Raw genomic sequence first — 24527 nt, forward strand, 5'->3', positions numbered from 1 at the left:
CGACGGCGACTCGCGCACTTCGGCCGCGCGAATATCGGCGAGGCGAAGCATGCCATCCAGTTCCAGCTTCAGTTGCGGCTGATCGAGCCGCCATAGCGCTTCGCCGAGACTGTCGCGATAGCTGCGGTCGATATCGACGAGACGGTTCTGAATCTGCGCGATGCCGCGCTCGTAGTCGCGATAGAGCTGCACCGCCGTCAGGATCAGCGTGATCGCGCAGCTAAAGACGAGCACCGTCGCCAGCAGCCGCAGCACCACGCTGCGCCGCACGTAACGGAGCCCGCTCCACCATGCGTCGAACCTGTCGAGAGCCATATCTTCCTGCGAGTGCTGCCGTCGTGTGTGTCCTATTCTGCACTCGATGCCAAAGCCCGGTCTACCGCGCCTCACCCCGCTTTCAAACATCCGATGAAACAACGCGTGCGCCTACCGCAGCCACTGCGGCCAGCCCATATGTCTTTACCCGTTGTCTTTGTCGGTTGTCTTTGCCCGTTTTGCCTGCGTTGTCCGCTCACTATTCCGGCACGTCCCCCACCGCCATCAGCCGGACCGTGCGCGCCGGACGTTCTATCAGTTCGTCGATCAGATCGGCCAATTCACACAGCGCGTGAAAGCCGTACGCGTCGAGCTGGTCCGCGTGATGGCGCCGCAGATAGCGCATCGTTTCACCGACCCGCCGCAAAGCGCCCGGCGCGCTGTCCGTCAACGGCCAGCAATGCAACAGATAGGCGAGCGGCGTCACACTGCGCGTCTCGCACCAGGCGTCGAACAGCCGCAGACAGAGCGACTCGACCTGCTCGACAACGTTCTCCCGCTCGGACAGATAGGCCATCATGATGCATCGGCTCAACATCGCGTTTCGATGACTCATCATCTGCGATCAGAACTCGTGTTGCAGTCAGCGCACGCGCAAAGACGGTCGTGTGACATCCTGATTCGCGTGTCAGGAAATCCTTAACGTCCATTCATGAGGAAATCCACGGCGCCCCGTAAAAACCCTTATATGCCGGCGCTTCACGCTGTTCCGGTTAAGGAAATCCTGACGGCCGAAATCAGCGCTTCCTGAGACGACATTCCGCCGCCGCCGATTGGGCACGCGCATCGGTCACCCGTAGCATCGATTCATCGTGCATCGCGGAGAAAGTCATGGCGGGCAACAAATCGCTGCGCTCTCAGGTCGAAAAACTGGTCGGCTCGACGCGTGACCGTACAGCGCGCGTGCGCCTGCTGGAACGCTCCCGCTCGGGCGGAACGTGTCGCGTGTGCATTCAGATCAGCCGGCCAACCGGGGCGTTCTCCCTCTTCTTTTTTCGCCATGCCGACGGCACGTGGCACGTGTTTCCGCCGGACAGGCGCCGACCGGAGATGGGGATAGAGCGCAAGGCAGCCTGATTGTTCTGCAAGAAGGAGACGCACATGCACGATGACGCTTCGAATGCATTGCCGCAATATGTGATCGAACTGCGCGCGTGGCTCAGCGACTGGTACGACCATGCGTTCAATGTGGGCTACATCCATCCGCCCTTCAAGCTCGACGAAGCGATTGCGGACCGGCTCGAGGGTTACTTCAGGGCGGGCCTGACGCCAGCCGAAGGCGCGATGGCGTTCTTTGGCTACGTGCATTGAGGGGCGAGCGATGAGGTTCGAAGAGTTCGATACCCGCCTGTCGCGCCTGCTGGTCACGATGCCCGCCGGGACGATAGCCGATCTGACGGACGGCATGATCGCCTGGTGGAATGGCACGCGGACAATCTACGCGTGGATCGGCAGCGGCGACGATGACAGGCGCGGCGGATTGCACGCACGTGAACTCGACCTCGCCGACGACTGGGGGCAATTCCACGACTGGCTCGCCGCATGGATCAACGAGCCGCGTTTCAGTGCGCGTCCGGATGCGGATGATCACGGACGCTGACGGACACGAACACACCAGCGGTGGCATCGGTCCAATGACGGCCATCGTCGCCGCGCTCGGCGATGATCGACGATGCCCGGCGATTCCGTGCCGTAGGTGCTATTGCTCGCGAAACTGTGGAGTCAATCGATGAAACACCAGATCGTCGGGCGTTATCGCGGATTCGTTATTGAAGCGCGCATCGAGCCGCGGACGGCCCGCTCATCCGATGGATTGGCGCTGAGATACCGCGTCTCGTGGTCGTTGCGTGCGGTGGCGTCAAAACAAAGGGTCCTCGGCGACGTTGCCGATCCCGTCATATACGACTCGGACAGCCTCGCTCTCACTTGCGTCGACCGCGCGGCTCGCGCCCTTATCGACGCCATGCTGGCGGATGGTGATGAACTCGCCTCAGCCAGGATGCTTCAATCGTGAGTGCAGTACGAGGAAAATCTTTTCATGTGTATCTCGACTGGACAGCGTCACGGGTTGCGCAAGCGCTTCGTCACGACTTCGCGCCGATGCGCGGCGATGAACAGCCGCGCATCGCAGCGTCCCGTCAGAAGCGGTGAATGATGCCCGCGCCGACCGCAAACTGATTGCCCGTCGACGACGGCGCGGTGTTCAGACCGTCACCCAGCGTCGCGGTCGCATCGACGATGCTGCCCGCCCCGCTCGTCCCGAGCGTCTTGCCCTTCGCGTGCTGATACGCTTCAAGCAGATACAGTCCCGTGCGCTTCGACAGCGAGTAATACTGCGACAGATTGAACTGGTGGTATTGCGCGCTATCGGTAATGCCGTTCGCCTGCGTCGCCCTCATGTACGCGTAGCCAGCGCCGAAGTCCCACACGGACGACGGCTTCCAGTGCAGCACGCCGCCCGCCGTATTGAAGATCGCCGTGTTCAGGAACTTCGAACCCGAGCCTGGGATGTACTGCGTGTTCGTGTACGTCGCCGTCGCGTCCCATGCATCGGTGAAACGGTAGCTCAAGCCCATCGCGAAACGCTGTTGCGCCCGCGCCGTCTGATAGCCGTTCGTCACCGCCGACACGCCGATCTGCGCGCCGCCGTTCGACGTCGTCGAGTTCGCGCCCCACGCGCCGCCCGCAGTGTTCGAATTGTTCACGCGCTCGAACGCGATGCCCAGACCGAACGGGCCGGCCGCATACTGAATGCCCGTCGCCCACGTCGAGCCGGCGTTCGTGCTGCCCGCGACGCCGCCGAGCGAATACGAGCCGCTGACCGTCAAGCCATACAGCTTCGGCGACGTGTATTCGATCGTGTTGTTCGCGCGGTAGATCGTGTCGAGTCCGTCGACGTCGCCCGGGTGCGCGCCGTAGTAGCCGGTGATCCACGTGATCGGGCTGAACGGCGACATCGTCTGGTAGTAGGACGCATACTGGCGGCCAGCCGTCAGCGTGCCGTACGTCGCGTTCGTCAGTCCGACCCATGCCTGACGGCCGAAGATCGCATCGCTGAACTGGGCAGCGCCTGTCGCGGAATTGAAGCCGGATTCGAGCACGAAGATCGCCTTCGTGCCGCCGCCGAGATTCTCGGCGCCGCGCAGCCCGAAGCGGCTGCCGGCCCACACGCCCTGGTTCATCTTCACGACCGACTTGCCGCCCGTCGTCGAGCCGACGGTCGTCGAATTGCTCTGATAGCCGATGCCGTTGTCGACGATCCCGTACAGCGTGACGCTGCTTTGCGCGAAAGCCGGCGCCGCGAATGCGAGCACGGCGGCCGAGGCCAAGACCAGGTGAACCGGATGCTGCTTCTTCATCGATGAAGTCTCCTTGCTGCCTGTTGAAATTGTGTGAGTCGGACACGCATACCGAGCGATCGCGCGCAGTCGCTGCACCGCGCACCGCATGCGCGTCCATTAGGTTACCTAATCTGTCGGCGTACGCGCATTGCGAACAATGCGTCACTCCATCTGATCTGTTTATCGCGCTGCGAAGCGGCTGTTATGCCGGCTCCATTCCGTGCTCGCGCTTGATGGAATCCGCATGCGGCGACGCCATGAACGTGAGGAACTGCTGGGTCGCCTGACGCTCGTGCATTGCACGGCACGTCGCGGCCGAAAACACCGTGACGATCTGGATTGCAGGCGGCAACGGCCCGACGATGTCGATACCCGGTACGTGCATCAGCTCGCTCAACTGCTGGAACCCGAGATCGACATCGCCGTTTGTAATCAGCGTCGCGACGGGCACGCCTGGCGGCGCTTGTACGATGCGCGAGGCGATCGCGTCATCAATGCCCCAGTGCGCGAACAGGCGTTTCAGATGCGTGCCGCTCGGCCCCGTCGAATAGCCGATCCGGCCAGCCCGAAGAATCGCGTTGCGCACCGCATCTTCCGAACTCACGTCCGGCTGCGGCGCGCCCGCCGCAACCGCAATCGCCACATGCGAGCGTGCGATATCGACGCGACTGCCCGGGTCGATGCAACCGTCGGCGGCGAGCCGGTCGATCGCGTCGGACGCGAGCACCACGAAGTCGAACGCTTCGCCCGCCTGCACGCGACGCGCGGCTTCGACGCCGCCGACCGAGGTGATCGCTGCGCGGCAACCCGTGTCGCGCTCGAACTGCGTCGCGAGCCGCGCGAGGATCTGGCGCGTCGCCATCGACCCGATGCCGGTCACCTCAATCGAAGTCCGTGCTGCATAGTCCATCGGCTGCACCCGTCTCAGTCGATGTAGCGCAGACCGGCCTGACGCAGCGGCTCGCGCATGTCGTACATATCGAGCCCCAGCACGCCGGATGCGAGCTTCGCGCGCTTCGCCGCCTCGTTCGCCTCGCGCGCGACGGCCTTTTCGAGCACCTGCACGGCGCTTGCGGCGGGCACGGCGACGACGCCGTCATCGTCCGCAACGATCACGTCACCCGGATGGACGAGCGCGCCCGCGCAGACGACGGGAATATTCACGGAGCCGAGCGTCGCCTTGATCGTGCCTTTCGCCGAAATCGCCTTGCTCCACACGGGGAACTGCATTTCGTCGAGTACCGCGACGTCGCGCACGCCCGCGTCGATGATCAGCGCCTTCGCGCCGCGTGCCTTGAAGCTCGTCGCGAGCAGATCGCCGAAATAGCCGTCCGTGCAATCGGCCGTGATCGCCGCGACGACGACGTCGCCGGGCCGGATCTGCTCGGCGGCGACATGCAGCATCCAGTTGTCGCCGGGATGCAGCAGCACGGTGACGGCCGTGCCCGCCGCCCGCGCGCGCGGATAGATCGGCCGCATATACGGCTTCAGCAGACCCGTGCGGCCCATCGCTTCGTGCACCGTCGCCGATCCCAGTTCGCCGAGCCGCTGCGCGACGCCCGGGTCCGCGCGGCGAATGTTGCGATAAACGACTCCGAGTTCGTACATGATTACAGCCCTTTCGATTTCAGTTGTGCGTCGAGGCGCGGATACACGCGTCGCGCATTGCCCTCGTAGATCCGATAGCGGTCTTGCGGCGCGATGTCGGCCGCTTCGATATAGCGCTTCGTGTCGTCGAAGTGATGGCCCGTCTGCGGGTCGATGCCGCGCACGGCGCCGATCATCTCGCTCGCGAACAGAATGTTGTCGACGGGAATCACGCGCGTCAGCAGATCGATGCCCGGCTGATGGTAGACACACGTGTCGAAGAACACGTTGTTCAGCAGATGCTCGTCGAGGGGCGGCCTCTTCAGCTCCTGCGCGAGCCCGCGAAAGCGTCCCCAGTGGTACGGCACTGCACCGCCGCCGTGCGGAATCACGAAGCGCAGCGTCGGGAAGTCCTTGAACAGATCGGACGTCAGGCATTGCATGAACGCGGTCGTGTCGGCGTTCAGGTAGTGCGCGCCCGTCGTATGGAAGCACGCGTTGCAGCTCGTGCTCACATGGATCATCGCCGGGATGTCGTACTCGACCATCTTCTCGTAGATCGGATACCACTGGCGGTCTGACAGCGGCGGGCTCGTCCAGTGGCCGCCGGACGGATCGGGATTCAGGTTGATCGCGACATTGCCGTATTCCTCGACGCAGCGGACCAGCTCGGGAATGCACGTCGCCGGATCGACGCCAGGGCTCTGCGGCAGCATCGCTGCGGGTACGAAGCGATCGGGAAACAGCCGGCTCACGCGATAGCACAACTCGTTGCAGAGCGCTGCCCACGTGCTCGACACCTGGAAATCGCCGATGTGATGCGCCATGAAGCTCGCGCGCGGACTGAAGATCGTCAGGTCGAGGCCGCGCTCGCGCATCAGCCGCAACTGGTTGCTCTCGATCGACTCACGCAATTCGTCGTCGCTGATGTTCAGCTCGGATATCTTCGGCATCGCAGACGGATTGCCTATGCCGGCGATCTGCCGGTTGCGCCACGTCTCCAGCGCTTTTGGCGCGGTCGTGTAGTGGCCGTGAATATCGATAATCATTGACACTCCTGCAATTGATGAACCTTCCGGCGATGCCGAGGAACGTCGAGAATCGCGCAGCCGCCCTCGTCGCGAAGGCCGCGCGAATTCGCAAATCCCGTGTGGTCAGTGCGCCGGGTTTTCGATTTCGGCAGGCTCGTGCCGTTGTGCGCGCTGTGTCGTCACGATCGAGATCGCCGCCAGCGTCGCGGGCACTGCGAGCATCGACAGAATCGCGTCGAACTTCCAGCCGAGCCCGAGCAGCGCGCCGCCGATCGCCGAGCCGAAGATGCTGCCGAAGCGGCCCATGCCGAGCATCCAGCTCACGCCCGTTGCGCGAGCCAAGGTCGGATAGCGGCCCGGTGCGTAGGCGTTGAGCCCTGTCTGCGCGCCGCTCATGCAGAAACCCGCGGCGAACACCAGCAGCGTGAGCGACGACGACAGTGCACCCGCCCACGCAAGCAGCGCGACGCACGCGCCGCCGCCGAGGTACGCGATGCCGATCACGGGCGCCGGCCGCACCTTGTCCATCAGCCAGCCGACGATGATCGCGCCGATCGTGCCGCCGATCTGGAACATCGCCGTCACATTGGCGGCGGTGCTGACGGAAAGCCCCGCATCCTTGATCAGCGTCGGCAGCCAGCCCGTCAGCAGATAGATCACGAGCAGCCCCATGAAGTACGTGATCCACAGCGACACGGTCACGCGTCCGTAGCCCTGCGAGAACAGCACGCCGATCGGCTTGCGCGTCGGCAGCGGCGGTTCGTTCGACACGAACGTCTCGTCGCCGGCGAACCGCGTGCCGCAGACGCGGCCCAGAATCGCGCCGATCCGCTGCGCCGGCGCGCCGCGCACCGCGAGCAGGCGCGCCGATTCGGGCAGCAGCCAGAGTTGCAGCGGAATCAGCAGCAGCGGCAGCGCGCCGCCGAACATCAGCACTGCGCGCCAGCCGTGCTCGGGAATCAGCCAGCCCGCGACGAAGCCGATCAGCGCCGACCCGAGGTTGAAGCCCGTGAACATCACGGTGATCATCAGCGAGCGCATCCGTTGCGGCGCATACTCGGACAGCAGCGTGGTCGTGTTCGGCATCGCGGCGCCGAGACCGATGCCCGTCAGCAGACGCAGCACCGCCATTTCGACAGGCGACCCCGCCTGCGCAGTCGCGATCGTGAAGATGCCGAACAGCAATACCGACGCGATCAGCACTGTCTTGCGCCCGAAGCGATCCGCGCTCGGTCCCGCGACCAGCGCGCCGATCACGAGCCCGATCGGCGCGGCGCTCATCACGAGGCCGAACTGGGGGCGCGAGATCGCCCAGTCACGAATCACCGACGGCGCAACGAAACCCATGATCGCGACGTCCATGCCGTCGGCGATCACGACCAGACAGCACAGCACCACGAGCAGCCACTGGTATCGCGATACCGGCCGCTCGTCGATAAAGGCCTTGATGTCGATTGTCTTTCCGCCTATGTTTCCGCCTGTCATTGCGAGCCTCCCGTCTCCTCTGGACATCGTCATTTAGTTAGTCATCCTGTTCATATAATCCGGTTTCATGGCCTGCGCGCACGATGCGCGCCGCCACGTTCACCGCCGCGTCATTCGTCGTCGCGCGCGACGTTCTTGTCCCAGGCGGGATCGCCAGCGCCCTTGCCCGCAACCGAGTACAGTGCGCCCGGCGCGTTACGGGTCCGCTGGAAGTCTTCGAGCGACTCGCCGCGCATCGCTGCATAGATGTGCAGGTTCGACACGCCCGTTACGGCACCGAGCTTCTCGAGCAGAAAGAAGATCACGCCATAGCGCAGCAGGCCCGGCCAGTCGCGCCGGCGAATCAGCTCGCGTTCCTCGGGCGACAGGCCCGCCGCCTCGAAGCTGCCTTCTGGATCGCTCAGGAAGCGCGCGCGATGATCTGGCTCGATCATCCGGTGCAGGTAGTCGTTGATCCAGTACGCCTTCACCGCCGTGCTGACCGAGAACGGGTACGTGCCCGGCAGCCGCTCAATGCCGTCGAGCTGATCCGCCATTCGCTCGCGATGGCGCTCGACAGCAGACGGGTCTGGCTCCGCGTCGACGCCTTCGTAGATCGCCGTCGCGATGCCTGTCATCGACGGCAGGTAATAGCTGCGATGCCTGCAGACGACGCCCGCGGGCAGCGCGCCGCGCATCGCGAGCCACATCACGACTTCGGCGCCTTCGTAGCCGCCGAGCGTCGCATAGTCGGCGATCGTCATGTTCGCGAGCCGCTCTGGGTCCCGCTCGAACAGATCGAGGAAACGCTCGTCCCATTCTGGGTTGTTGAAGCCTGAGCGCTCGCCGTGCACCTGATGCGACAGGCCGCCCGTCGCGACGATCGCGACCCGCAGGTCTTCTGGATAGCTCTCGATCGCGCGCCGCAGCGCCTGACCGAGCCGATAAAAACGGCGCGCCGACGGAACCGGCGATTGCAGCACGCCCATTTGCAGCGGCACGAGCTTGACGGGCCATGCCGGACGGTGCGCGCACAACATCGACAGCGGCGAAAAGCAGCCGTGATCGAGCGGCTTGTTCTGGAAGAACGACATGTCGAACTCGTCGGCCATCAGCGACTGGCCGACGTGCGCGGCGAATGCGGGATGACCGTCGATCGGCGGCAGATCGCGCGCGCCGCCGCCCTCGTCCGCCGGCTGCCATTGCGGCCCGATACCGAGCGCAAACGCCGAGTAGTGGTCGAAGAAGAACGACGTCACGTGATCGTTGTAGATGAACAGCAGCACGTCCGGGCGCTTCTCCTCGATCCACGCGGACAATGGCGCGAAGTTCTCGAAGATGGGCGCCCATACCGGGTCGTCGCGCTTGTTCTTGTCGAATGCGAACCCGATCGTGGGCGTGTGCGAGGCCGCGATGCCTCCGATGATGCGTGCCATGCGTATGCTCCTTCGTATTTCCTCGTGTGCCGGGCGGCGTTCGTACAACGACCCGTCGTCGTTTGAATCCGTGGCTCGAATCCGTGGCACGAATCCGTGAATCGAATCCGTGAATCGCCACTTTGGGTGCTGCGCGGCGATACGCTCGCGTGCCGAACAGTCGATCAGATAGCAGACCGTGTCGCCGCACGCCAATGCCAGCCATCACGGGTCCAGACAGTACCGATCCAGCGCTACGTGCCGATAGTCAGGGTTAACGCTTACGCACCATGCGAAGCACGTGCTGATACAAGCCTTTTTTGCTCGCGCGGCGACCCCGCAATTAGTCGAAACACCCGCCGCAAGCGGGCCGCGTCGCATCGAACAGCACGCGTTGCGGGACCGTTCGTCATCTGGCGGATGTTGCATACGATAAATAAAATAGATACCCCGATAAGCACGACGCAAACGCGCGTGCCCGCGTTGCGCGGACAATCGTGTCGAACTGGTCTCTCCGATGGCCGACGCGCGACGCGCGTTCGCGAACACACAACTCGATGCAACGGCGTCGCTTTGCCGAGTGCAACTGTCTCGACAACTCAATGGAACGCACGGAACTTCTTAACCTCGCAGGCCTGCACGCGGTGCAGCGCGTCGCCGAAACCGGCAGCGTGAGCCGCGCGGCGGCCACTCTGTTTCGCGCGCAATCGGCCGTCACGCGTGCCGTGCAGGAAATCGAGGCCGCGCTCGGCGCGTCGCTGTTCGACCGCAAACCGTCCGGAATGCTGCCGACGCCCGTCGGGCGCGCCGTACTCAAGCGCAGCGAGCGTGTGTTCGCCGAACTCGACGAGCTCGCGCGCTGGTGCGGAATCCGCCAGTCGCGCCGGCGCACCGTGCCCGATGCGGGCCGACCCGCGTACCTGCTCAACACGCGCAGGCTGCAACTGTTCTCGACGCTCGCACGGCATCGGCACATGCCGAGCGCGGCGCGCACGCTGGGCGTCACGCAGCCGGCCGTCAGCAGCGCGGTCCGGATTCTCGAGAGCGGCGCCGGCTTTCCGCTGTTCCATCGGCATCCGCGCGGGCTGCTGCTGACAACCGACGGCGAGACGTTCCTGCTGCACGTGCGGCGCGCACTGAACGAACTGGGCCATGTGTCCGACGACATCGCGGCACTGCGCGGCAGCATCCAGGGCGTAGTAACGGTTGGCGCGCTGCCGCTCGGCCGCACGCTGATCCTGCCCGAAGCGGTCGCGCGCGTCGTCACGCAGCATCCGAAGGTCCGCGTGATCACGGATGAAAGTGCGTACGAGGGGCTCGTTGCGGGGCTGCGCGCCGGCGACATCGACTTCATCCTCGGCGCGCTGCGCGCGAACGACGCGGCGAGCGGTCTGGAGAACGAGCGGCTGATGTCGGAGAATCTCGTCGTGCTCGCGCGGCGCGGACACCCGCTGGCCGCCGCGTCGAAGCTGTCGCTGCGCGAGCTGACGACGGCTCAATGGATTCTGCCGCGCACGCATTCGCCGGCGCGCGGTCTGTTCGAAAAGATGTTCCGGCGGATGAAGATGAAGCCGCCGATGCCGACCGTCGAAACCGCCGATCTCGCGATGATTCGCGGCCTGCTGCTGCACACGGATATGATCGCGACGCTGTCCGCGCAGCAGTTGCATTACGAGTGCGAGTCCGGCCAGCTGGTCGTCCTCGACGTGCCGATGCACGACACGCGGCGTGACATCGGGCTGACGCTGCGCGCCGGCAGCCCGCCGTCGCCGGCCGCGCGTGCGCTGATCGACGCAATCCGCCTCGTTGCGACTGAGGTCGCGCGCGCGCCGCATACGGCCGAACGCGCGCAATAAACGTAACGTTCACCGAGCTGTGAACCCGACAGCAAGTTCAGGTCCGTCACGTCGCGTAGCGCGTCGAGGTTGTCCTGCAACCCGTACTCTCTCAGGCTCACGCATCCTGCCAGAACTTGTGCATGATCCCCGTCTGGACAAGCGTCTTGTTTTTTCCGGAAGAAGGTGAGGCCGTATAGATCTGCGCGTACGTGCCAGGACCGCTTGCGCGCTGGTGAATGCCGACGAGATACAGCTCCGTGCGCTTCGACAGCAGGTAATGAGTAGCGAGATCCACCTGTTTATAGTGCGTTGAGCGGCCAATCGAATAATTGCCGTGCGTATAGACGTATGAGAGCCCCACTTCGACAGTCGGCGTGAAAAATTCATAACCCGATGCTTCAAGATTCTGCAAGCGCAAACCGGTCGAATCCGAATAGCTGAACAACACATTCGTATAGCTGCCACGTACGTGGAAAAACTTGCGCATAACGCCTCCATCGTTTTCGTGCCGCGCGCCTGCTGCGCGGGCCATGTGTTGAATCCTCCGGACTATCGTCACGGCTGTTTGCAACGGACGGAAGGCAGTGTATGGCGGAGCGACTACGCGTTGTCATTCAAAATGCGCCGCCGCAATAGATTCTTGCTGATCCGGTTTTCTCGCTATGGGAACGGGTGAGACCGCTATGGAACGCGGATGGATCGACGAGCCTTCACAGCGCCAGGCAAAGCCTGTAGGCGTCGTAGATGGCCGCGTGAATGTCGCGCGACGCGCTCGCGTCGACGATACGGTAGAGCTGGAACTGCGCTTCTTCGCCTTTCCATCGCCCTGGCTGAACTCAAGGGCAACGTCCACGCTCGAATTCTTCCGCCAGCCAGCCCCCATCGAAATCGAGGCATGGCGTTCGAACAAGCTTACGTATTGCTTGCGAAGAAGAACACGCCTGTCGATCTGTGGCAGATGGCGCAGCAGATTGCGAATGGCAAAGTGTCGTATCGGTATGGCGATGCGTAGAAAGCTGTCGTCGTGGGCGGTCGTTCGACGAAGAAAAAGTCGCCACGGTTTGAAAATAAAACTCGCAGCAACGTTGAGCCCGCTGTGGCTCAGGCACGCCGGCTCGCCCTTGTTGAGCCGGGACCCGCCGAGCCGGCACGTTTATCGCCTATAGCGCCTTTGGCGTCTACGGACGCGCAACGGTCCGAATTCCCCTCTCCCTGCCGAGCGAGCCGGCGATAAATGGCGTATGGTTTGTCGCTTGCTCACCCATCTTTGCGAAACCCACCTGAACATGGGTTCGCCTGTTTGACGGACGTCATCCGTTGACGAATACCTATGAGGGAGCCATCCATGGAAATGAGCACTGCTGGCTCGCGCTTCGTTTGTACAGCCGCTCTGGCCGCGACGTTTGCGCTTATCGAAGCGGATGCCGCCGCTCGGACAGAATGCCCTGATTTTGTCGAATTACCATCGGGAAGCAGCTTCAACGTCGCGCGTCTGATCTACGACAGCGGTTCGCCCGATGCGGCGCTCCAAAAAGTGCGCCAGATGTTCGCTCGAGCGTCCCAAAGCGGATGCCCAAGATCGGAGAAGCCTGCTGCGTGCGACGAAACGTTGGCGGTTGCAAGGAAGGCCATCACCGCATTGGAACTTTGCACAGCCGATACCTCTGCCGCTAACCCGGGGCACAAGGGTGAAAGTGTGACCCCAAGATAGTCGTCGCATGCTCTATCGGGGACACGCGCGAGCCCACTCCATGTCCGAAAAACGGCGCGCCTTGTTCGAGCCGAACGATCGTGTCCGAAGGCAACATGCTTATGTTTGGGTAGCCACGTACCGCTGCGCCAACGCCTCATAAAGCGGTGGCGCAAACAGCTTTGACACCTGGCTGGAAATCAGCGCTGTCGCCATCAGCGAGAGCACGAGCGCGTGTCCGTTGATCATCTCGATCACGATCACAAATGCCGTGATGGGACTTTGCGTAACGGCCGCGAGATAGCCGACCATGCCGAGCGCGATCAGCATCGGCAGCTGCATGTGCCCGAACACCAGATGCAGCGCGTTGCCGATGCCCGCACCGATCGCAAGCGAAGGCGCAAAAAGTCCGCCCGGCGCCCCAGGTAGATACGAGCCGATCATCGACGCCATCTTCAGCAGCGGATAGCTCGCGCCGAGTTGTGTGTTTCCTTCGAGCATGCCGCGCGCTTCTGCATAGCCGCTGCCGAACGTATGACCGCCGGCCGCTACGCCGAGCGCAGCAATGAACAGCCCGCATGCGGCGCCGAATGCCACCGGATGTCTTTTGCGCCACGCTCCGAATCGCGCCGGCATCCAGCGCTCCGTGTTCAGGAGCAGCCAGCAGAACGCGCCGCCCGCAACGCCTGTCACGGCGCCCAGCATGACGACCGCGACGGCAAGCAGATCGGGAAAGTGTCCGTCGACTTCGATCGTGCCGAAATACGTGTAGTTGCCCTGCAAGCCTAGCGAGACGATGCCCGCAAAAATAATCGCCGTGATGAGGACGCCGCTCGTTCTCTGTTCGAAGCTGCGCGTCAGTTCTTCGATTGCGAATACGACTCCGGCGAGCGGCGCATTGAACGCGGCCGACAGACCCGCGGCAGCGCCCGCGAGCGCGAGCTTGCGATCGAGCCCTGCGCCGCGAATATTGCGGAAGCGCACCGGATAGAAGCGCCGCAAGCTGAACATGAGCGCAGCGCCGACGTGTATCGTCGGCCCTTCGCGGCCGATGGTGAAGCCGCCGAGGATCGACAGAAACGACACGGCAATCTTGCCGATGAGAATACGCACGTTCAGCAGACGCGGTCCGAGTTCACCGCCTTCATGCAGCGTCGCGATGACCTGCGGAATGCCGCTGCCCTCGGCGCCTGCAAAGCAGCGCCGCGTGATCCATACGCCGAACGCGCCAACTGCGGGCGTGAGCAGCAGCGGCAGCCACCAGAACGAAGCCGCATAGCGCAGAAACGTGGCGTAGCCGAAATCGATCAGCCGCGCGTACATCACAGCAATGAGCCCGGTAGCGATCGCGCCGAGCCAGAACACGCCGTAGTGCAGCCAAAGCCGCCTGCCGCGCATGATCGTGCGTCGGTCGATAAATCCGGGAATGCGCATTGATGAGATCGTCTGGTCGAAGCAAATTAAGGCAGATTGTGACATAAATTCATAACCCGCCGCGCCGACCCGCATATCCACTCACGCGAGGCTATGCGCCGCTATCGCCGAACACCCAGCCGAACGATCCGTAGTGCGCCTTGTGCTCGGCGGCAAGTTTGAGCAGGCAACGTTCGCCCTTTCGCGTCAGATGCACCTGCACCTGACGTCGATCGCTCGCGTCGGGCTTGCGCGTCACGAGCCCAGCCGATTCGCAGCGCGACACGAGCGCGGCCGTGCCGTTCGGCGCAGCCTGCAGGCGTTCCGCGAGTTCGCCGACCGTGGCCCATTGCCGCCCCTCGAACCCGCGCACGTGCAGCAACAGCTGATACTGAAGCGTCGTGACGCCTGCCGCGCTGGAGATTTCTTCCGACATACGCAGAAACTTGCGCAGTTCATAGCGGAATGCCGACATGGCTTCCAGTTCCTCTTTGCCCGGAAGCGCCTTTCCGGGTTGCCTGCCTGAACTCATTCGAGGTCCTCGTGTGTTGATGGGCCGGCGAGTCACGCAGTGCTTCAGCGAGATCGCCGGCGACGTTCGCGGATCATACACACGATGGAAACGGCCGCGAGTACCCGCACTTTGTCGTCCGCCCGCCTTTCTTCTTCCTATACTTTGCATGGGCGAGGCAGGCACATCGTCGGCAGCGAGCGACGCTCGTATGGTCAGATCAATTCGGCCTTCGTCAAGGAGGTGGCACATGCAATACGACGAACAGAAAGTGCAGGACTTCATGGCGCGCATGGTCGAAGAGTTCGGCGCAGTGGCGTCCGCGCCGCTCATTGTGCTGGGTGACAGGCTCGGCATTTACAAGGCGATGACCGAACAGGGCTGGATGACCTCGGAGCAGGTTGCAGAGCGCGCGGGTCTTGCCGAACGATACGTGCGCGAGTGGCTGGCAGCCCAGGCCGCGTCGGGCTTCATCAGTTACGACGCAGCGACCGCCCGCTACCGGCTCGAAAACGAAATGGCGATGTGCTTCGCGGAAGAGACTAGCCCGACCTTCGTTCCGGGCTTCTGCGACTGCGCCGAAGCGATGTTCCGCGCAATACCCAAACTGGAAGCGGCGTTTCGCACCGGCTTGGGCGTCGGATGGCACCAGCATTATCCGTCGCTGTTCAAGGGCACCGAGCGGTTCTTCCGGCCTGGCTACGCAGCGCATCTCGTCGACGAATGGATTCCCGCGCTCGACGGCGTCGAAGCGGTTCTGAAGGGACGCGGCGCGAAAGTCGCCGACGTCGGTTGCGGACACGGCACGTCGACGATCCTGATGGCGCAGGCCTATCCGAACGTCACGTTCGTCGGCTACGATTATCACGAGCCGTCCATCGAAAGAGCGCGCGAACTGGCCGGCGAAGCGGACGTCGCCGATCGCGTCACATTCGAAGTGGCCAGCGCGCAGCAATACCCAGGAAGTGGCTACGATCTCGTCGCATTCTTCGACTGTCTTCACGACATGGGCGACCCGACGGGTGCTGCGGCCCATGTGCTGCAGTCACTCAAGCCCGATGGCTCGTGGATGATCGTCGAGCCCTTCGCAAACGACCGGCTGGAAGACAATCTGAACCCTGTCGGACGCGTGTACTACTCGGCATCGACGATGATCTGCACGGCCGCGTCGTTATCGCAGGAAGGCAGAAAGGCGCTGGGCGCGCAAGCAGGCGAAGCACGGCTCAAGGAAGTCGTGACGGCGGGCGGCTTCACGCGCTTCAGACGCGCAACGCAGACGCCATTCAATCTGGTCTTTCAGGCGCAGGCGTAAACGGATGCGCCGACACATGGAACAGCTATGAAAACGGGCCGGGCGCGCACGCACGCCCGGTCTCGCTCGCTGCCCTACGCCTACTCGGACATCGCGCCTGACGCGGGATGATCCATTTTCATCGAATCGTTCTTCTTCATCTTGTGACTCTTGCTCATCTTGTCGTGAGACTTGCCGTCCTTGCTCATCGTGTCATGAGACATGTTGCCCTTGCCCATTGTGTCGTGTGACATCTGATCGTTCGACATCGCGCCGCTCGCCTGCGCGAATGCAGCGGAGGTGCCCATTGCCAGCGTTGCCGCGATGATTGCCGTCATCAGTCGTTTCATTGCTCATCTCCTTGGGGTTGAAAGTGGCATCCGGCCATACCGGAACCAGTAAAACGGGCGGCGCTCACGAACCGCCGAACCAGTTGTAGCCCTGGTCGACCCAATAGCCGCCGGGATACGTGTTGGTGACGAAGATCTCGACGATATGCTTCGGGTTCTTGTAGCCGAGCTTGGTCGGCATGCGCAGCTTCATCGGATAGCCGTATTTCGCGGGCAGACGCTCGCCGCCGTAGTCGAACGTGAGCAGGGTCTGCGGATGCAGTGCCGTCGGCATGTCGATGCTCTCGTAGTAGTCGTCCGCGCATCGAAAGCCGACGTATTTCGCCGTCGTGTCGGCACCCACGCGGCGCAGGAACTCCCGAAACGGCGTGCCGCCCCAGTGCCCTATCGCGCTCCAGCCTTCCACGCAGATGTGCCGCGTAATCTGTTCCGCGTGTGGCAGTGCGTATAACTCGGGCAGTGTCCACACGCGCTGCCCGCTTACCAGGCCGCTCACTTTCAGTCGATAGTCGCTGCCGTCCACCTCGGGCACTTCGTCGATGCCGTAGTATGCGTTGAACGGAAACGGCCGCGTGATCTGCGCTTCGGTGTAGGTCGGCGCGAGGCGGTTCGGATCGAACAGGAGCGCCTGCGCGCGATCGTTCAGGCGCGAGACCGCCATCAGAAACTTGTTGACCGACTCGTCATCGGTGATCGAGCAGCCTGTCAACAGCGACAGTCCGCCCAACGTCAACAGCCGCTTGCCGAACAGACGGCGCGACGGCATGTCCAGTTCGCGGCTCGCATCCGCCAGAATCGCGGCGCGGTCGAGCTTGATGATTTTTCTGTCGTTGATGCTCATGGCGTGTCCCTCGACAAAGATCAGCGGCCGCGCAGCATCGTCAGCAGCGAGCGCGGCACGAGCGCAACCATCGCGATGTGCACGACGACGAACGCCGCCATCACCGCCATTGCGCAGAAGTGAACGATGCGTGCGTTGTCGTAGCCGCCCATCAGCTCGCGCAACAGCGGAAATTGCACGGACTTCCAGATCGCGAGCCCCGACAGCACGAGCACGACAAGATCGATGACGATGACGAGATACGCGAGCTTCTGCACCGCGTTGTAGTGGCGCAAGTCCGCGTGCGAGAGCTTGCCGCTCAATGCGGCAATCAGATCGCGCAGCACGTCGCGCGGCGACAGCGGAAAGAACTTCGAAACAAAGCGCCCGCTCGCGATGTTGAGCGCGAGATAGACCAGCCCGTTGAACACCAGCAGCCACATCGCCGCGAAGTGCCATTGCAGCGCGCCGCCGAGCCAGCCGCCGAGGGTGATCGACGGGGGAATCACGATGTTATGAAACACGGGCGAAGCGTCGTAGATACGCCAGCCGGAAAACATCATGATCAGCGCGGCCAATGCATTGAGCCAATGCGTGATGCGCAGCCAGACGGGATGAATCGGCGGATTGCGTGGCGAAGTCTCGCGCGCTGGCGTGAGTGGCGCTTTCATCGTTTCCATGTCGATCACCATGACGGTCGGATACCTGTCAATTCGCTGCCGACGCGCAGTTGGTTACAGCATCGCCCGCTCATCGCGCAGATGCGTTCAACGTTTTTGACCGGCGTGAAAAATTTCGCGCGCGGTGTAACCGGCAGCCGCGAAAGCGCGAACTAGCGTGATAAAGGAAGCGGGTGACGACGATGGACCACGACCGCGCTATAGTGGCGCATCACGGCTTCGGCTGTTCCGAAACGATCGATCTGAAACTGGGCGGCGCGCTCGCGTCTGCGGACGCGGGCTATTCGCATGGGTCGTCGACTCGTCGTCTCGCCAATAGGGGAACCATGTTGCAAGACGCGGAAAGCCGCCTGAAAGCGCTATTCGTCAGCGGTCTCGACGGCGATGCCGACGCTTATCGCAGCTTTCTGCAAGCGCTCACCCGTCATTTGCGCGGCTACTTGCGCAAGCGCATTCCGAACTACCGCGACGACGTCGAAGACCTCGTCCAGGAGATTCTGCTCGCCGTGCACAACGCGCGTCACACGTATCGCGCGGACGAACCGCTGACCGCCTGGCTGCATGCGATCGCCCGCTACAAGCTGATGGACTTCTTCCGCTCGCGCGCCCGCCGCGAATCGTTGAACGATCCGCTCGACGATCACGCCGACCTGCTCGCCGACACCGACGACGAACCCGCGCAGGCGCGTCACGACATCGGCAAGCTGCTCGCGCATCTGCCGGACAAGCAGCGGCTGCCCATTGTCCATATGAAACTCGAAGGCTTGTCGGTGACGGAAACGGCACGCATCACCGGTCTCTCTGAATCGGCCGTCAAGGTGGGCGTGCATCGTGGCCTCAAGGCACTGGCTGCACTCATTCGGGGGCTGCGATGAAGACCGACGATCTCATTAGCCTCCTGTCGAACCATGTGACGCGCGTCGATCGCGTGGCCGTCGCGCGCCGTTTCATCAAGGCGATGCTGCTCGGCGCGTTGGGCTCGCTGATCCTGATGACCGTCGTGTTCGGCGTGCGGCACGACCTCGGCAGCGTCGCGCGCACGAGCATCTTCTGGGCGAAGCTCGCGTATCCGTTCGCGATTGCCGTCGGCGCGATGCTCGCCGTGATGCGGCTCGGCCGTCCGGGCGCGAGAGCTGGTTATACGTGGGCGCTCGTCGCGCTGCCGTTCGTCGCGGTGTGGGTCGCGGGCGCGCTCGTGCTCGATGGCGTGGCGCCCGAGGGACGCTGGCCGCTCGTGCTCGGTCAAACGTGGCGCACGTGTCCGTTCAACATCCTGCTGCTTTCCGTGCCGACGTTTCCTGCCGTGTTCTGGGCCGTCAAGGCGCTCGCGCCGACGCATCTGCGGCTCGCGGGTGCCGCCGCCGGCCTGCTCGCGAGTTCCACCGCAACGGTCGTGTACTGCCTGCATTGCCCCGAGATGAGTCCGGCATTCTGGAGCGTGTGGTACGCAATCGGGATGCTGATGCCCGCGGGCATCGGCGCGTGGCTCGGACCGAAGTTATTGCGATGGTAGGACGCGCCTCATCGCCGGTTCGCGCGCTCGAAAGCCTTGGGCGTCCTTGTCGCGCTTGCGAGTCAGTTCAATCTGCGCATTGCGCACGTGTGGTCGCTTGGGCTTCACCGTGTTGCCGAAGGCTGGCCGCCGCGCCGAAGGTCAGAAAGCTCGCAGCCGCGAGTATCCACACGCCCGCGCCGCCATACAGCATCACCCAGCCGAAGCCACGCACGAGCGCATCGTGCGCGGTCTTCTGATCGAGCGCGACACTGTGGCCTGCCGCAATCGCAACGCTTAGCGCATGAATCTGCGCGGCGTCGTGCGCGCCCGCAAGCGTGCGGGACAACGATGCATCGACGCCCGCCACCAATACGAACCCCATCAATGCGATGTTGATAGCGAGCGCGATCATGCGCGCGCTCATGTCGATGCCCGAAGCCATGCCGGCGCGCGCGCTCGGCACCGCGCCCGTGGTCGTGTTCGTCACTGTCGTGTTGGTGAGGCCCAGGCCGACGCCCGCAATAACGCAACCGGGCAGCATCGTGATCCAGCTCGCGCGTTCGGCGACGCTGCCGATGCGCATCAGAAAGAAACCCACGCCGATCGTGAACAGTCCGCCTGGAATGACGTAGACCGGGCGATAGCGGTAAGCGAGGCGTTCCGCGACGGGCGGCACCACCAGCGTCGGCAGCGTATAGGCGAGCAGCGCGAGTCCCGCGCGAAGATCGTCGTAGCAGAGTGCATTGTGGAAGTACACGGGCAGATAGATCATGAAAGGCCAGAAGCTGAAATTCATCGCCGCTGAGCCGATCAACGCGCCCGAGAACGCGCGGATGCGAAAGACGGAGAAGTCGAACATCGGATGCGCACTCATGTTCTCGGCGACGACGAATGCGATCAGGCAGAGCGCGCTCATCGCGACAATGCCGAGCGCAGACAGGCTCGTGAAACCGAGGTCCGCGCCCTGCGTGATATAGAAAGCGAGGCCGAATAGGGCGAGCGACAGCGTCGCGGCGCCCCATGCATCGAGCTTTTGCGCATGCGGATCACGCGATTCGCTGACGCCGCTCGCCGCGAGTGCAATCGTTGCAAGCGCCAATGGTGCGTGAACCAGAAAGACCCATTGCCAGCCAACGAGCGCGGCCGTCGCGCTGCCGATGATCGGCCCGAACCCCAGCCCGATGCCGAAGATGATGCCCCACGCAGCAAACGCGTTGACGCGCTCGCGCGGCTGCCGGAACTGATGAGAAAGCACGGCCACCTGGCAGATGAGCATCGCGCCGCCGCTTGCGCCTTGCAGGAAGCGCCCCGCGATCAGCACCGCCATGTTGGCGGCGAGCCCGCATAGCAACGACGTAACGCCGAACAACGCGATGCTGACGACGAACACACGCTTGCGTCCGAAGCGATCCGCGATCGTGCCCGTCGCCATCAGGACGGTCGTGCACGCAATCGTGTAGGCGTTCATGACCCATTGGATGTCCTTGAAGTCACCGCCCAGAAGATGTTCGAGTGTCGGCAGGATCGCGGGGACGCTGGAAATCTCGAGACCGAACATCAATGACGAGAGGCACGCGGCGAGCAGCGCAAGCGTGTTCTTGCGAGAGAGGAGTGGCGGCATGACGTGAACCCGACGCAGTGAATGAACGGTTAATATATCGGGAACTTCAGTCCCTATTGGCGAGCCGATTTCCGATGAATGCGTCCATTACGGAACCAATGAGGGGGCGTGATGACTGATCGTCTCGATGGCGTGGCGACCTTCGTGCAGGTCGTCGATGCGGGCAGTTTCGCGCTGGCGGCCGAACGGTTGAACCTGACGCGCTCGGCCGTGGGCAAGGTGATCGCGCGGCTGGAAATGCGGCTTGGCGCGCGGCTGATTCATCGCACGACGCGCAGCCAGAGCCTCACCGAAGACGGCCAGGCGTACTACGAGCGCTGCGTGCGCGCGCTCGCGGAACTCGAGGCCGCCGAGGCCGAGCTCGAAGGCGGCCGTCGTGCGCCGCGTGGACGACTGCGCGTCAGTCTGCCGCTCGCGTTCGGCCAACTGTGCGTCGCGCCTGTTTTGATGAATCTCGCGCGCCGGCATCCGAAGTTGCAGATCGACATGTCGTTCACTGATCGCATGGTCGATCTCGTCGAAGAAGGCTTCGATCTCGCCGTGCGAATCGGCGAACTGCGCGACAGTGCGAGTCTCGCGGCACGGCGGCTCGGCGTGCAATACACGAGCATCGGCGCGGCGCCGTCGTATCTCGCGCAACACGGCATACCCGTTTCGCTCGACGACATGGACGGACGCGACGGCGTCGTCTATGCGCGCGCCGGCGCGCTGGTACCGTGGGATCTGCGCGACGACTCAGGTCAGGTGAAACGCGTGAAGATTCGCCCGCAGCTGAGCATGGACGACGTGCAGGCGATCGCGTCCGCGGCCGTTGCGGGTTTCGGGCTTGCGCGCATTCCGTCCTGGCTGCTCACGCGATACGCGAAGACGGGAGAACTGGTGCTGGTCAAGGGACGTTGCAGCCTGCCGCCACAGGAGATCAACGTCGTTTGGCCGCGAACCCGGTATATGCCTTCTAAAACGCGTTGCGCGATCGATGCGCTCGTCGAGGAGATTCCGGCGATGATCGACGAATGAACGCGGCTGCTTCGCGTGTGCATTGCGAAGCGGCCGCGCTATTTGCTGCTGCGTTTGGAAAGACTGGAAGTTTGAGTGCAGCGCGTGCGTGTCACTCTTTTCTTGAGATGGCCTGCAGCAGGGAATCGCCGTGGATGGTCAGGCGCGGACGCCGAACGCCGCCCGCAATCTCTTCGAGTGCGACAAGCTGTTGTTCGAGCAGTTGATCCAGTTCCGCACGGTCAAGCTCGATCTGGTCGGGAGCGGACTTCACCAGCATCAGGGTGGCGAACTCATGAGGACTCAGCATGTCGTGTCTCCGTCATATCGGTTAATTTTTTTGCCGCTATAGAAACGACTAGCTCATCGCCTGCGGAGGCAATGGGTAAGACGCGACGAACAGCGCCGCGTCGCGCCGGCCACGCGCGATCAGCTTGTTGGCCAGACTGCCGCGAAATTCGGCAAAGCGGCTGGGGCCGTGAATCTGCAGGAAACAGTGCACCGTCTCTTCCACCTGATCGCGCAAGCTCGCCTCGCTCTCACAGCTGGCGATGCACGAGGCGCCTCGTGACAGTTCCAGCTGAAAATCGATCTCGCCCTGCCGGTAGAAAAGCCGCATGTTTTCAGTGCCATTCGACATTTTTTGCCTCGGCGCGCCGTCATCGGGGACATTTGATTTTATGTGGCCTCGGATATAGATGTTAAGTAGCCGCCTCTGTCCGTATCTCGTACTTTACGGACATGCCAGTGCGCTCAGGTGCGGACGCCCGGTCGGTCGCGGCCGTCAATATCTTCGTCAACTGCGAAAAGGTTCAGCGCAATTATTTCCTCTGCCTTGAATAACGATGTACTTTTTACGGATTGCGGGTACTGGTCCGTTTGCAAGAGGGTCTGTTGTCGTTATTCATCAGCTATTTCTGGCCGCTTGCATCGTGGACATAAAACGGTATATATAGTTTTCAAGCGCTCTTGACAGACGGGCAGCACGACGTCCATTTCGACTTGTCCGTATTCGTCGCAGAGCTTTAAAGCAAAGGAGTTCACCATGCCCGACAAGCATCTTTCCAGTCAGTTCGATGCTGCGCTCGACATGCTTTCGACTGATCTCCTGACGATGGGCGGCCTTGTCGAACGGCAGATTGCTCGCTGCCTCGAACTGCTGAACACATACGATCCGGCGCTGGTTATCGAGGTTCGCGAGAGCGAGCGACAGGTGAATGCGCTCGAACTCGACATTGACGAAGAAATTCATCGCGTGATTGCCCGTCGACAACCCGCCGCACGCGACCTGCGCCTGCTGATGGCGATGTCGAAATGCGTGACGAACCTCGAACGCATCGGCGATGAGGCGCGCAAGATCTCAAAGCGCGCGCGCCGCATTGACGAGACGGGCGGCGCGCCTTCGGTTCACGTCATCGGACTCGAAAAATGCGGTGCAATGGCCGCGTCCGTCCTGCATCAGGCACTCGATGCGTTCGCACGAATGGATGCCGCCGCCGCCGCGCATGTCGTTCGCGACGACAGGGCCGTCGACGAGATATTTCGCGACCTTGTCCGCAAGCTCATCACGCGGATGCAGGAAGCGCCCGGAACGATTTCAGTCGCGCTGGATTATCTGTTCATCGCCAAGGCGTTCGAACGCATAGGCGATCATGCGAAAAATATCGCTGAATTCATCGTCTATGCCGTTCGAGGCCGCGATGTGCGTCACGTCCCGTTGGACGAACTCGAACGCGAAGCGTTTGAGATTTGAGCCGGTGATTAAACCGCGCTCATGCGGCATTTCGATTGCTATGCGGGAGTAAGAGCGTTCGATTGCAGTGCCGACGCAAGCGCGCGAACCGTTTCCCGAAATCCTTCGGAACGTCACTGTACAGATTGAAAGGAGTTCCCGAATCCGGCTGTTTCATTGGGAAACTTCACGCACAATGGCGGCCGTGCAGACATTGATTTTGCTTTTCGCTCGGCACCCGTTTTTCGGGTCCTCATCGGGCCCTATGCTTTGAATCGGACGAACAGAGCACGGATGGTCGCCATGGGTACACGCGAGGCATTCGATGCATCGCTGCGACTGGTCAATTTCACTTTTGACGCAATGAACGTCGCATGCAATACATTCGGCGAGGACTCGGTCGAGTTTGCGCGAGCGCGGGATCGCTACCGCATTGCGCTGCTCAAGTTGCAGGCCGACCACGTCTCGCTCGTTGCGGATGGAGCGCGGGCCCGGCTCCAGAACATCGGCGATGGACGGCGTCTGCTCGTGCTTCGCGATCCGCCCGAACCGATTGCGGAGTCCATTTTCGTTCTGTCTCTGGTCCGAGGATTTGCATCGACTTGCGAAGCGTGTCGCAACGCGGCACAAGCAGCGGATTTGAGCCGTCCGCAACTGGTCTTCCTTGACGCGAACTGTCACATCGCGTCCAAGATACGGGCAATCGAGAGAGTCAAAAAGCACAGTCCGCAGTGCGTCACCGCGATCCTGTCTACGGCGCCTTCGCCGTTTAAAGGTTGGCCTGGCGTGGATGCCATCATCGACAGCCCGGCGTCGGCAAAACACATATTGGAGCGTCTTTGCCAGCTGGTCGAACCGTCGGGATACGCGCCCCCGATGTGCAAGCGCGATGTATCGGCCAATCAGGACAACCGCCTCGAGGCAGGCTAAGGCGTCC

The 24527-nt window shown here is 62.7% G+C and carries 28 protein-coding genes and 1 pseudogene; 12 read left to right on the forward strand and 17 right to left on the reverse strand.

Translation table 11 applies throughout. From position 1 onward, the window contains the following. Both BMW76_RS21205 and BMW76_RS21210 read right to left on the reverse strand, forming a co-directional pair. Positions 1-315, reverse strand: a pseudogene (locus BMW76_RS21205) (hybrid sensor histidine kinase/response regulator); the annotation flags it as partial. 199 nt (positions 316-514) lie between these two features. Then, complete coding sequence (locus BMW76_RS21210; RefSeq protein WP_090868852.1) at positions 515-835, reverse strand: hypothetical protein; 321 nt, start codon at positions 833-835, stop codon at positions 515-517. A gap of 311 nt (positions 836-1146) precedes the next feature. On the opposite strand from BMW76_RS21210, the gene BMW76_RS21215 reads away from it, so the two are divergent. The 4 genes from BMW76_RS21215 to BMW76_RS21230 all read left to right on the forward strand — a co-directional run bounded on the left by BMW76_RS21215 (position 1147) and on the right by BMW76_RS21230 (position 2329). Beyond that, positions 1147-1392 carry a hypothetical protein gene (locus BMW76_RS21215; RefSeq protein ID WP_090868621.1) on the forward strand — a complete coding sequence of 82 codons (246 nt, stop codon included), beginning with the start codon at positions 1147-1149 and terminating at the stop codon, positions 1390-1392. A 24-nt stretch (positions 1393-1416) separates the two neighbouring features. Next, positions 1417-1626 (forward strand): hypothetical protein, encoded by a 210-nt coding sequence (locus BMW76_RS21220; protein ID WP_090868854.1) that lies wholly within the window; start codon positions 1417-1419, stop codon positions 1624-1626. Positions 1627-1636: 10 nt separating this feature from the next. Continuing rightward, on the forward strand, positions 1637-1915 hold the full coding sequence (locus tag BMW76_RS21225; RefSeq protein ID WP_090868623.1) for a hypothetical protein: 279 nt from the start codon (positions 1637-1639) through the stop codon (positions 1913-1915). A gap of 129 nt (positions 1916-2044) precedes the next feature. After that, entirely contained in the window at positions 2045-2329 is a 285-nt protein-coding gene (locus tag BMW76_RS21230; protein WP_090868625.1) for a hypothetical protein, read from the forward strand. Positions 2330-2453: 124 nt separating this feature from the next. Here the strand turns inward: BMW76_RS21230 and BMW76_RS21235 are convergent, their stop codons facing one another. The 6 genes from BMW76_RS21235 to BMW76_RS21260 form a co-directional block, all read right to left on the reverse strand. Continuing rightward, the gene (locus BMW76_RS21235) at positions 2454-3674 is read right to left on the reverse strand and encodes a porin (protein ID WP_090868627.1); all 1221 of its coding nucleotides are present in this window, start codon (positions 3672-3674) and stop codon (positions 2454-2456) included. 184 nt (positions 3675-3858) lie between these two features. After that, complete coding sequence (locus BMW76_RS21240) at positions 3859-4566, reverse strand: substrate-binding domain-containing protein (RefSeq protein WP_090868629.1); 708 nt, start codon at positions 4564-4566, stop codon at positions 3859-3861. A gap of 14 nt (positions 4567-4580) precedes the next feature. Then, entirely contained in the window at positions 4581-5264 is a 684-nt protein-coding gene (gene ligK / locus BMW76_RS21245; RefSeq protein ID WP_090868631.1) for a 4-carboxy-4-hydroxy-2-oxoadipate aldolase/oxaloacetate decarboxylase, read from the reverse strand. Positions 5265-5266: 2 nt separating this feature from the next. Then, a complete protein-coding gene (locus tag BMW76_RS21250; protein ID WP_090868634.1) occupies positions 5267-6292 on the reverse strand; it encodes an amidohydrolase family protein in 1026 nt (341 codons plus the stop codon). Positions 6293-6397: 105 nt separating this feature from the next. Then, positions 6398-7759 carry an MFS transporter gene (locus BMW76_RS21255; protein ID WP_090868636.1) on the reverse strand — a complete coding sequence of 454 codons (1362 nt, stop codon included), beginning with the start codon at positions 7757-7759 and terminating at the stop codon, positions 6398-6400. 110 nt (positions 7760-7869) lie between these two features. Beyond that, positions 7870-9174, reverse strand: coding sequence for a gallate dioxygenase (locus tag BMW76_RS21260; RefSeq protein WP_090868638.1), 1305 nt, complete (start codon positions 9172-9174; stop codon positions 7870-7872). Between the two features lie 581 nt (positions 9175-9755). Between BMW76_RS21260 and BMW76_RS21265 the strand changes: the two genes are divergently transcribed. Further along, complete coding sequence (locus BMW76_RS21265; RefSeq protein ID WP_090868640.1) at positions 9756-11009, forward strand: LysR family transcriptional regulator; 1254 nt, start codon at positions 9756-9758, stop codon at positions 11007-11009. A gap of 97 nt (positions 11010-11106) precedes the next feature. On the opposite strand, the gene BMW76_RS21270 is transcribed toward BMW76_RS21265, so the two are convergent. Next, the gene (locus BMW76_RS21270; protein WP_090868642.1) at positions 11107-11478 is read right to left on the reverse strand and encodes a porin; all 372 of its coding nucleotides are present in this window, start codon (positions 11476-11478) and stop codon (positions 11107-11109) included. A gap of 858 nt (positions 11479-12336) precedes the next feature. Between BMW76_RS21270 and BMW76_RS21275 the strand changes: the two genes are divergently transcribed. Next, complete coding sequence (locus BMW76_RS21275; protein WP_090868856.1) at positions 12337-12702, forward strand: hypothetical protein; 366 nt, start codon at positions 12337-12339, stop codon at positions 12700-12702. Between the two features lie 99 nt (positions 12703-12801). Here BMW76_RS21275 and BMW76_RS21280 read toward each other — a convergent pair whose 3' ends face one another. Then, complete coding sequence (locus BMW76_RS21280) at positions 12802-14115, reverse strand: chloride channel protein (protein WP_090868644.1); 1314 nt, start codon at positions 14113-14115, stop codon at positions 12802-12804. A 91-nt stretch (positions 14116-14206) separates the two neighbouring features. Beyond that, positions 14207-14626, reverse strand: coding sequence for a MarR family winged helix-turn-helix transcriptional regulator (locus BMW76_RS21285; protein ID WP_090868646.1), 420 nt, complete (start codon positions 14624-14626; stop codon positions 14207-14209). Between the two features lie 229 nt (positions 14627-14855). Between BMW76_RS21285 and BMW76_RS21290 the strand changes: the two genes are divergently transcribed. Then, the gene (locus tag BMW76_RS21290; RefSeq protein ID WP_090868648.1) at positions 14856-15917 is read left to right on the forward strand and encodes a class I SAM-dependent methyltransferase; all 1062 of its coding nucleotides are present in this window, start codon (positions 14856-14858) and stop codon (positions 15915-15917) included. An 80-nt stretch (positions 15918-15997) separates the two neighbouring features. Here the strand turns inward: BMW76_RS21290 and BMW76_RS21295 are convergent, their stop codons facing one another. The 3 genes from BMW76_RS21295 to BMW76_RS21305 all read right to left on the reverse strand — a co-directional run bounded on the left by BMW76_RS21295 (position 15998) and on the right by BMW76_RS21305 (position 17746). Further along, entirely contained in the window at positions 15998-16246 is a 249-nt protein-coding gene (locus BMW76_RS21295; protein WP_090868650.1) for a pentapeptide MXKDX repeat protein, read from the reverse strand. A 64-nt stretch (positions 16247-16310) separates the two neighbouring features. After that, positions 16311-17087, reverse strand: a complete 777-nt coding sequence (locus tag BMW76_RS21300; protein ID WP_090868652.1) for a molybdopterin-dependent oxidoreductase — start codon at positions 17085-17087, stop codon at positions 16311-16313. A 20-nt stretch (positions 17088-17107) separates the two neighbouring features. Continuing rightward, on the reverse strand, positions 17108-17746 hold the full coding sequence (locus BMW76_RS21305) for a cytochrome b/b6 domain-containing protein (RefSeq protein ID WP_090868858.1): 639 nt from the start codon (positions 17744-17746) through the stop codon (positions 17108-17110). A gap of 329 nt (positions 17747-18075) precedes the next feature. Between BMW76_RS21305 and BMW76_RS21310 the strand changes: the two genes are divergently transcribed. Next, positions 18076-18621: a sigma-70 family RNA polymerase sigma factor gene (locus BMW76_RS21310; RefSeq protein WP_090868860.1), complete on the forward strand. Its 546-nt coding sequence runs from the start codon at positions 18076-18078 to the stop codon at positions 18619-18621. After that, complete coding sequence (locus BMW76_RS21315; RefSeq protein ID WP_090868654.1) at positions 18618-19259, forward strand: DUF1109 domain-containing protein; 642 nt, start codon at positions 18618-18620, stop codon at positions 19257-19259. Before BMW76_RS21310 ends, BMW76_RS21315 begins: the two co-directional genes overlap by 4 nt. 67 nt (positions 19260-19326) lie before the next feature. Here the strand turns inward: BMW76_RS21315 and BMW76_RS21320 are convergent, their stop codons facing one another. Continuing rightward, the gene (locus tag BMW76_RS21320) at positions 19327-20862 is read right to left on the reverse strand and encodes an MFS transporter (protein WP_090868656.1); all 1536 of its coding nucleotides are present in this window, start codon (positions 20860-20862) and stop codon (positions 19327-19329) included. A 111-nt stretch (positions 20863-20973) separates the two neighbouring features. Between BMW76_RS21320 and BMW76_RS21325 the strand changes: the two genes are divergently transcribed. Beyond that, positions 20974-21879, forward strand: a complete 906-nt coding sequence (locus BMW76_RS21325; protein WP_090868658.1) for a LysR family transcriptional regulator — start codon at positions 20974-20976, stop codon at positions 21877-21879. 91 nt (positions 21880-21970) lie between these two features. On the opposite strand, the gene BMW76_RS21330 is transcribed toward BMW76_RS21325, so the two are convergent. After that, complete coding sequence (locus tag BMW76_RS21330) at positions 21971-22168, reverse strand: hypothetical protein (RefSeq protein ID WP_090868660.1); 198 nt, start codon at positions 22166-22168, stop codon at positions 21971-21973. Between the two features lie 48 nt (positions 22169-22216). Continuing rightward, complete coding sequence (locus BMW76_RS21335; protein ID WP_143062291.1) at positions 22217-22477, reverse strand: hypothetical protein; 261 nt, start codon at positions 22475-22477, stop codon at positions 22217-22219. 426 nt (positions 22478-22903) lie between these two features. On the opposite strand from BMW76_RS21335, the gene phoU reads away from it, so the two are divergent. Both phoU and BMW76_RS21345 read left to right on the forward strand, forming a co-directional pair. Further along, entirely contained in the window at positions 22904-23611 is a 708-nt protein-coding gene (gene phoU, locus BMW76_RS21340) for a phosphate signaling complex protein PhoU (RefSeq protein WP_090868663.1), read from the forward strand. Positions 23612-23884: 273 nt separating this feature from the next. Then, on the forward strand, positions 23885-24520 hold the full coding sequence (locus BMW76_RS21345) for a hypothetical protein (RefSeq protein WP_090868664.1): 636 nt from the start codon (positions 23885-23887) through the stop codon (positions 24518-24520). Positions 24521-24527 lie beyond the last annotated feature (7 nt).

The sequence above is a fragment of the Paraburkholderia diazotrophica genome (assembly GCF_900108945.1).
GTDB classification, from domain to species: Bacteria; Pseudomonadota; Gammaproteobacteria; order Burkholderiales; family Burkholderiaceae; genus Paraburkholderia; species Paraburkholderia diazotrophica.

What these genes read in the sequence shown, in the direction of transcription:
- BMW76_RS21320 (WP_090868656.1), bottom strand. Translation starts at nt 20,862, where the DNA reads ATGCCGCCACTCCTCTCTCGCAAGAACACGCTTGCGCTGCTCGCCGCG.
- BMW76_RS21295 (WP_090868650.1), bottom strand. Translation starts at nt 16,246, where the DNA reads ATGAAACGACTGATGACGGCAATCATCGCGGCAACGCTGGCAATGGGC.
- BMW76_RS21255 (WP_090868636.1), bottom strand. Translation starts at nt 7,759, where the DNA reads ATGACAGGCGGAAACATAGGCGGAAAGACAATCGACATCAAGGCCTTT.
- BMW76_RS21235 (WP_090868627.1), bottom strand. Translation starts at nt 3,674, where the DNA reads ATGAAGAAGCAGCATCCGGTTCACCTGGTCTTGGCCTCGGCCGCCGTG.
- BMW76_RS21325 (WP_090868658.1), top strand. Translation starts at nt 20,974, where the DNA reads ATGACTGATCGTCTCGATGGCGTGGCGACCTTCGTGCAGGTCGTCGAT.
- phoU (WP_090868663.1), top strand. Translation starts at nt 22,904, where the DNA reads ATGCCCGACAAGCATCTTTCCAGTCAGTTCGATGCTGCGCTCGACATG.
- BMW76_RS21285 (WP_090868646.1), bottom strand. Translation starts at nt 14,626, where the DNA reads ATGAGTTCAGGCAGGCAACCCGGAAAGGCGCTTCCGGGCAAAGAGGAA.
- BMW76_RS21265 (WP_090868640.1), top strand. Translation starts at nt 9,756, where the DNA reads ATGGAACGCACGGAACTTCTTAACCTCGCAGGCCTGCACGCGGTGCAG.
- BMW76_RS21250 (WP_090868634.1), bottom strand. Translation starts at nt 6,292, where the DNA reads ATGATTATCGATATTCACGGCCACTACACGACCGCGCCAAAAGCGCTG.
- BMW76_RS21290 (WP_090868648.1), top strand. Translation starts at nt 14,856, where the DNA reads ATGCAATACGACGAACAGAAAGTGCAGGACTTCATGGCGCGCATGGTC.
- BMW76_RS21280 (WP_090868644.1), bottom strand. Translation starts at nt 14,115, where the DNA reads ATGCGCATTCCCGGATTTATCGACCGACGCACGATCATGCGCGGCAGG.
- BMW76_RS21300 (WP_090868652.1), bottom strand. Translation starts at nt 17,087, where the DNA reads ATGAGCATCAACGACAGAAAAATCATCAAGCTCGACCGCGCCGCGATT.
- ligK (WP_090868631.1), bottom strand. Translation starts at nt 5,264, where the DNA reads ATGTACGAACTCGGAGTCGTTTATCGCAACATTCGCCGCGCGGACCCG.
- BMW76_RS21335 (WP_143062291.1), bottom strand. Translation starts at nt 22,477, where the DNA reads ATGCGGCTTTTCTACCGGCAGGGCGAGATCGATTTTCAGCTGGAACTG.
- BMW76_RS21275 (WP_090868856.1), top strand. Translation starts at nt 12,337, where the DNA reads ATGGAAATGAGCACTGCTGGCTCGCGCTTCGTTTGTACAGCCGCTCTG.
- BMW76_RS21225 (WP_090868623.1), top strand. Translation starts at nt 1,637, where the DNA reads ATGAGGTTCGAAGAGTTCGATACCCGCCTGTCGCGCCTGCTGGTCACG.
- BMW76_RS21345 (WP_090868664.1), top strand. Translation starts at nt 23,885, where the DNA reads ATGGTCGCCATGGGTACACGCGAGGCATTCGATGCATCGCTGCGACTG.
- BMW76_RS21315 (WP_090868654.1), top strand. Translation starts at nt 18,618, where the DNA reads ATGAAGACCGACGATCTCATTAGCCTCCTGTCGAACCATGTGACGCGC.
- BMW76_RS21270 (WP_090868642.1), bottom strand. Translation starts at nt 11,478, where the DNA reads ATGCGCAAGTTTTTCCACGTACGTGGCAGCTATACGAATGTGTTGTTC.
- BMW76_RS21260 (WP_090868638.1), bottom strand. Translation starts at nt 9,174, where the DNA reads ATGGCACGCATCATCGGAGGCATCGCGGCCTCGCACACGCCCACGATC.
- BMW76_RS21240 (WP_090868629.1), bottom strand. Translation starts at nt 4,566, where the DNA reads ATGGACTATGCAGCACGGACTTCGATTGAGGTGACCGGCATCGGGTCG.
- BMW76_RS21330 (WP_090868660.1), bottom strand. Translation starts at nt 22,168, where the DNA reads ATGCTGAGTCCTCATGAGTTCGCCACCCTGATGCTGGTGAAGTCCGCT.
- BMW76_RS21215 (WP_090868621.1), top strand. Translation starts at nt 1,147, where the DNA reads ATGGCGGGCAACAAATCGCTGCGCTCTCAGGTCGAAAAACTGGTCGGC.
- BMW76_RS21210 (WP_090868852.1), bottom strand. Translation starts at nt 835, where the DNA reads ATGATGGCCTATCTGTCCGAGCGGGAGAACGTTGTCGAGCAGGTCGAG.
- BMW76_RS21220 (WP_090868854.1), top strand. Translation starts at nt 1,417, where the DNA reads ATGCACGATGACGCTTCGAATGCATTGCCGCAATATGTGATCGAACTG.
- BMW76_RS21230 (WP_090868625.1), top strand. Translation starts at nt 2,045, where the DNA reads ATGAAACACCAGATCGTCGGGCGTTATCGCGGATTCGTTATTGAAGCG.
- BMW76_RS21305 (WP_090868858.1), bottom strand. Translation starts at nt 17,746, where the DNA reads ATGGAAACGATGAAAGCGCCACTCACGCCAGCGCGCGAGACTTCGCCA.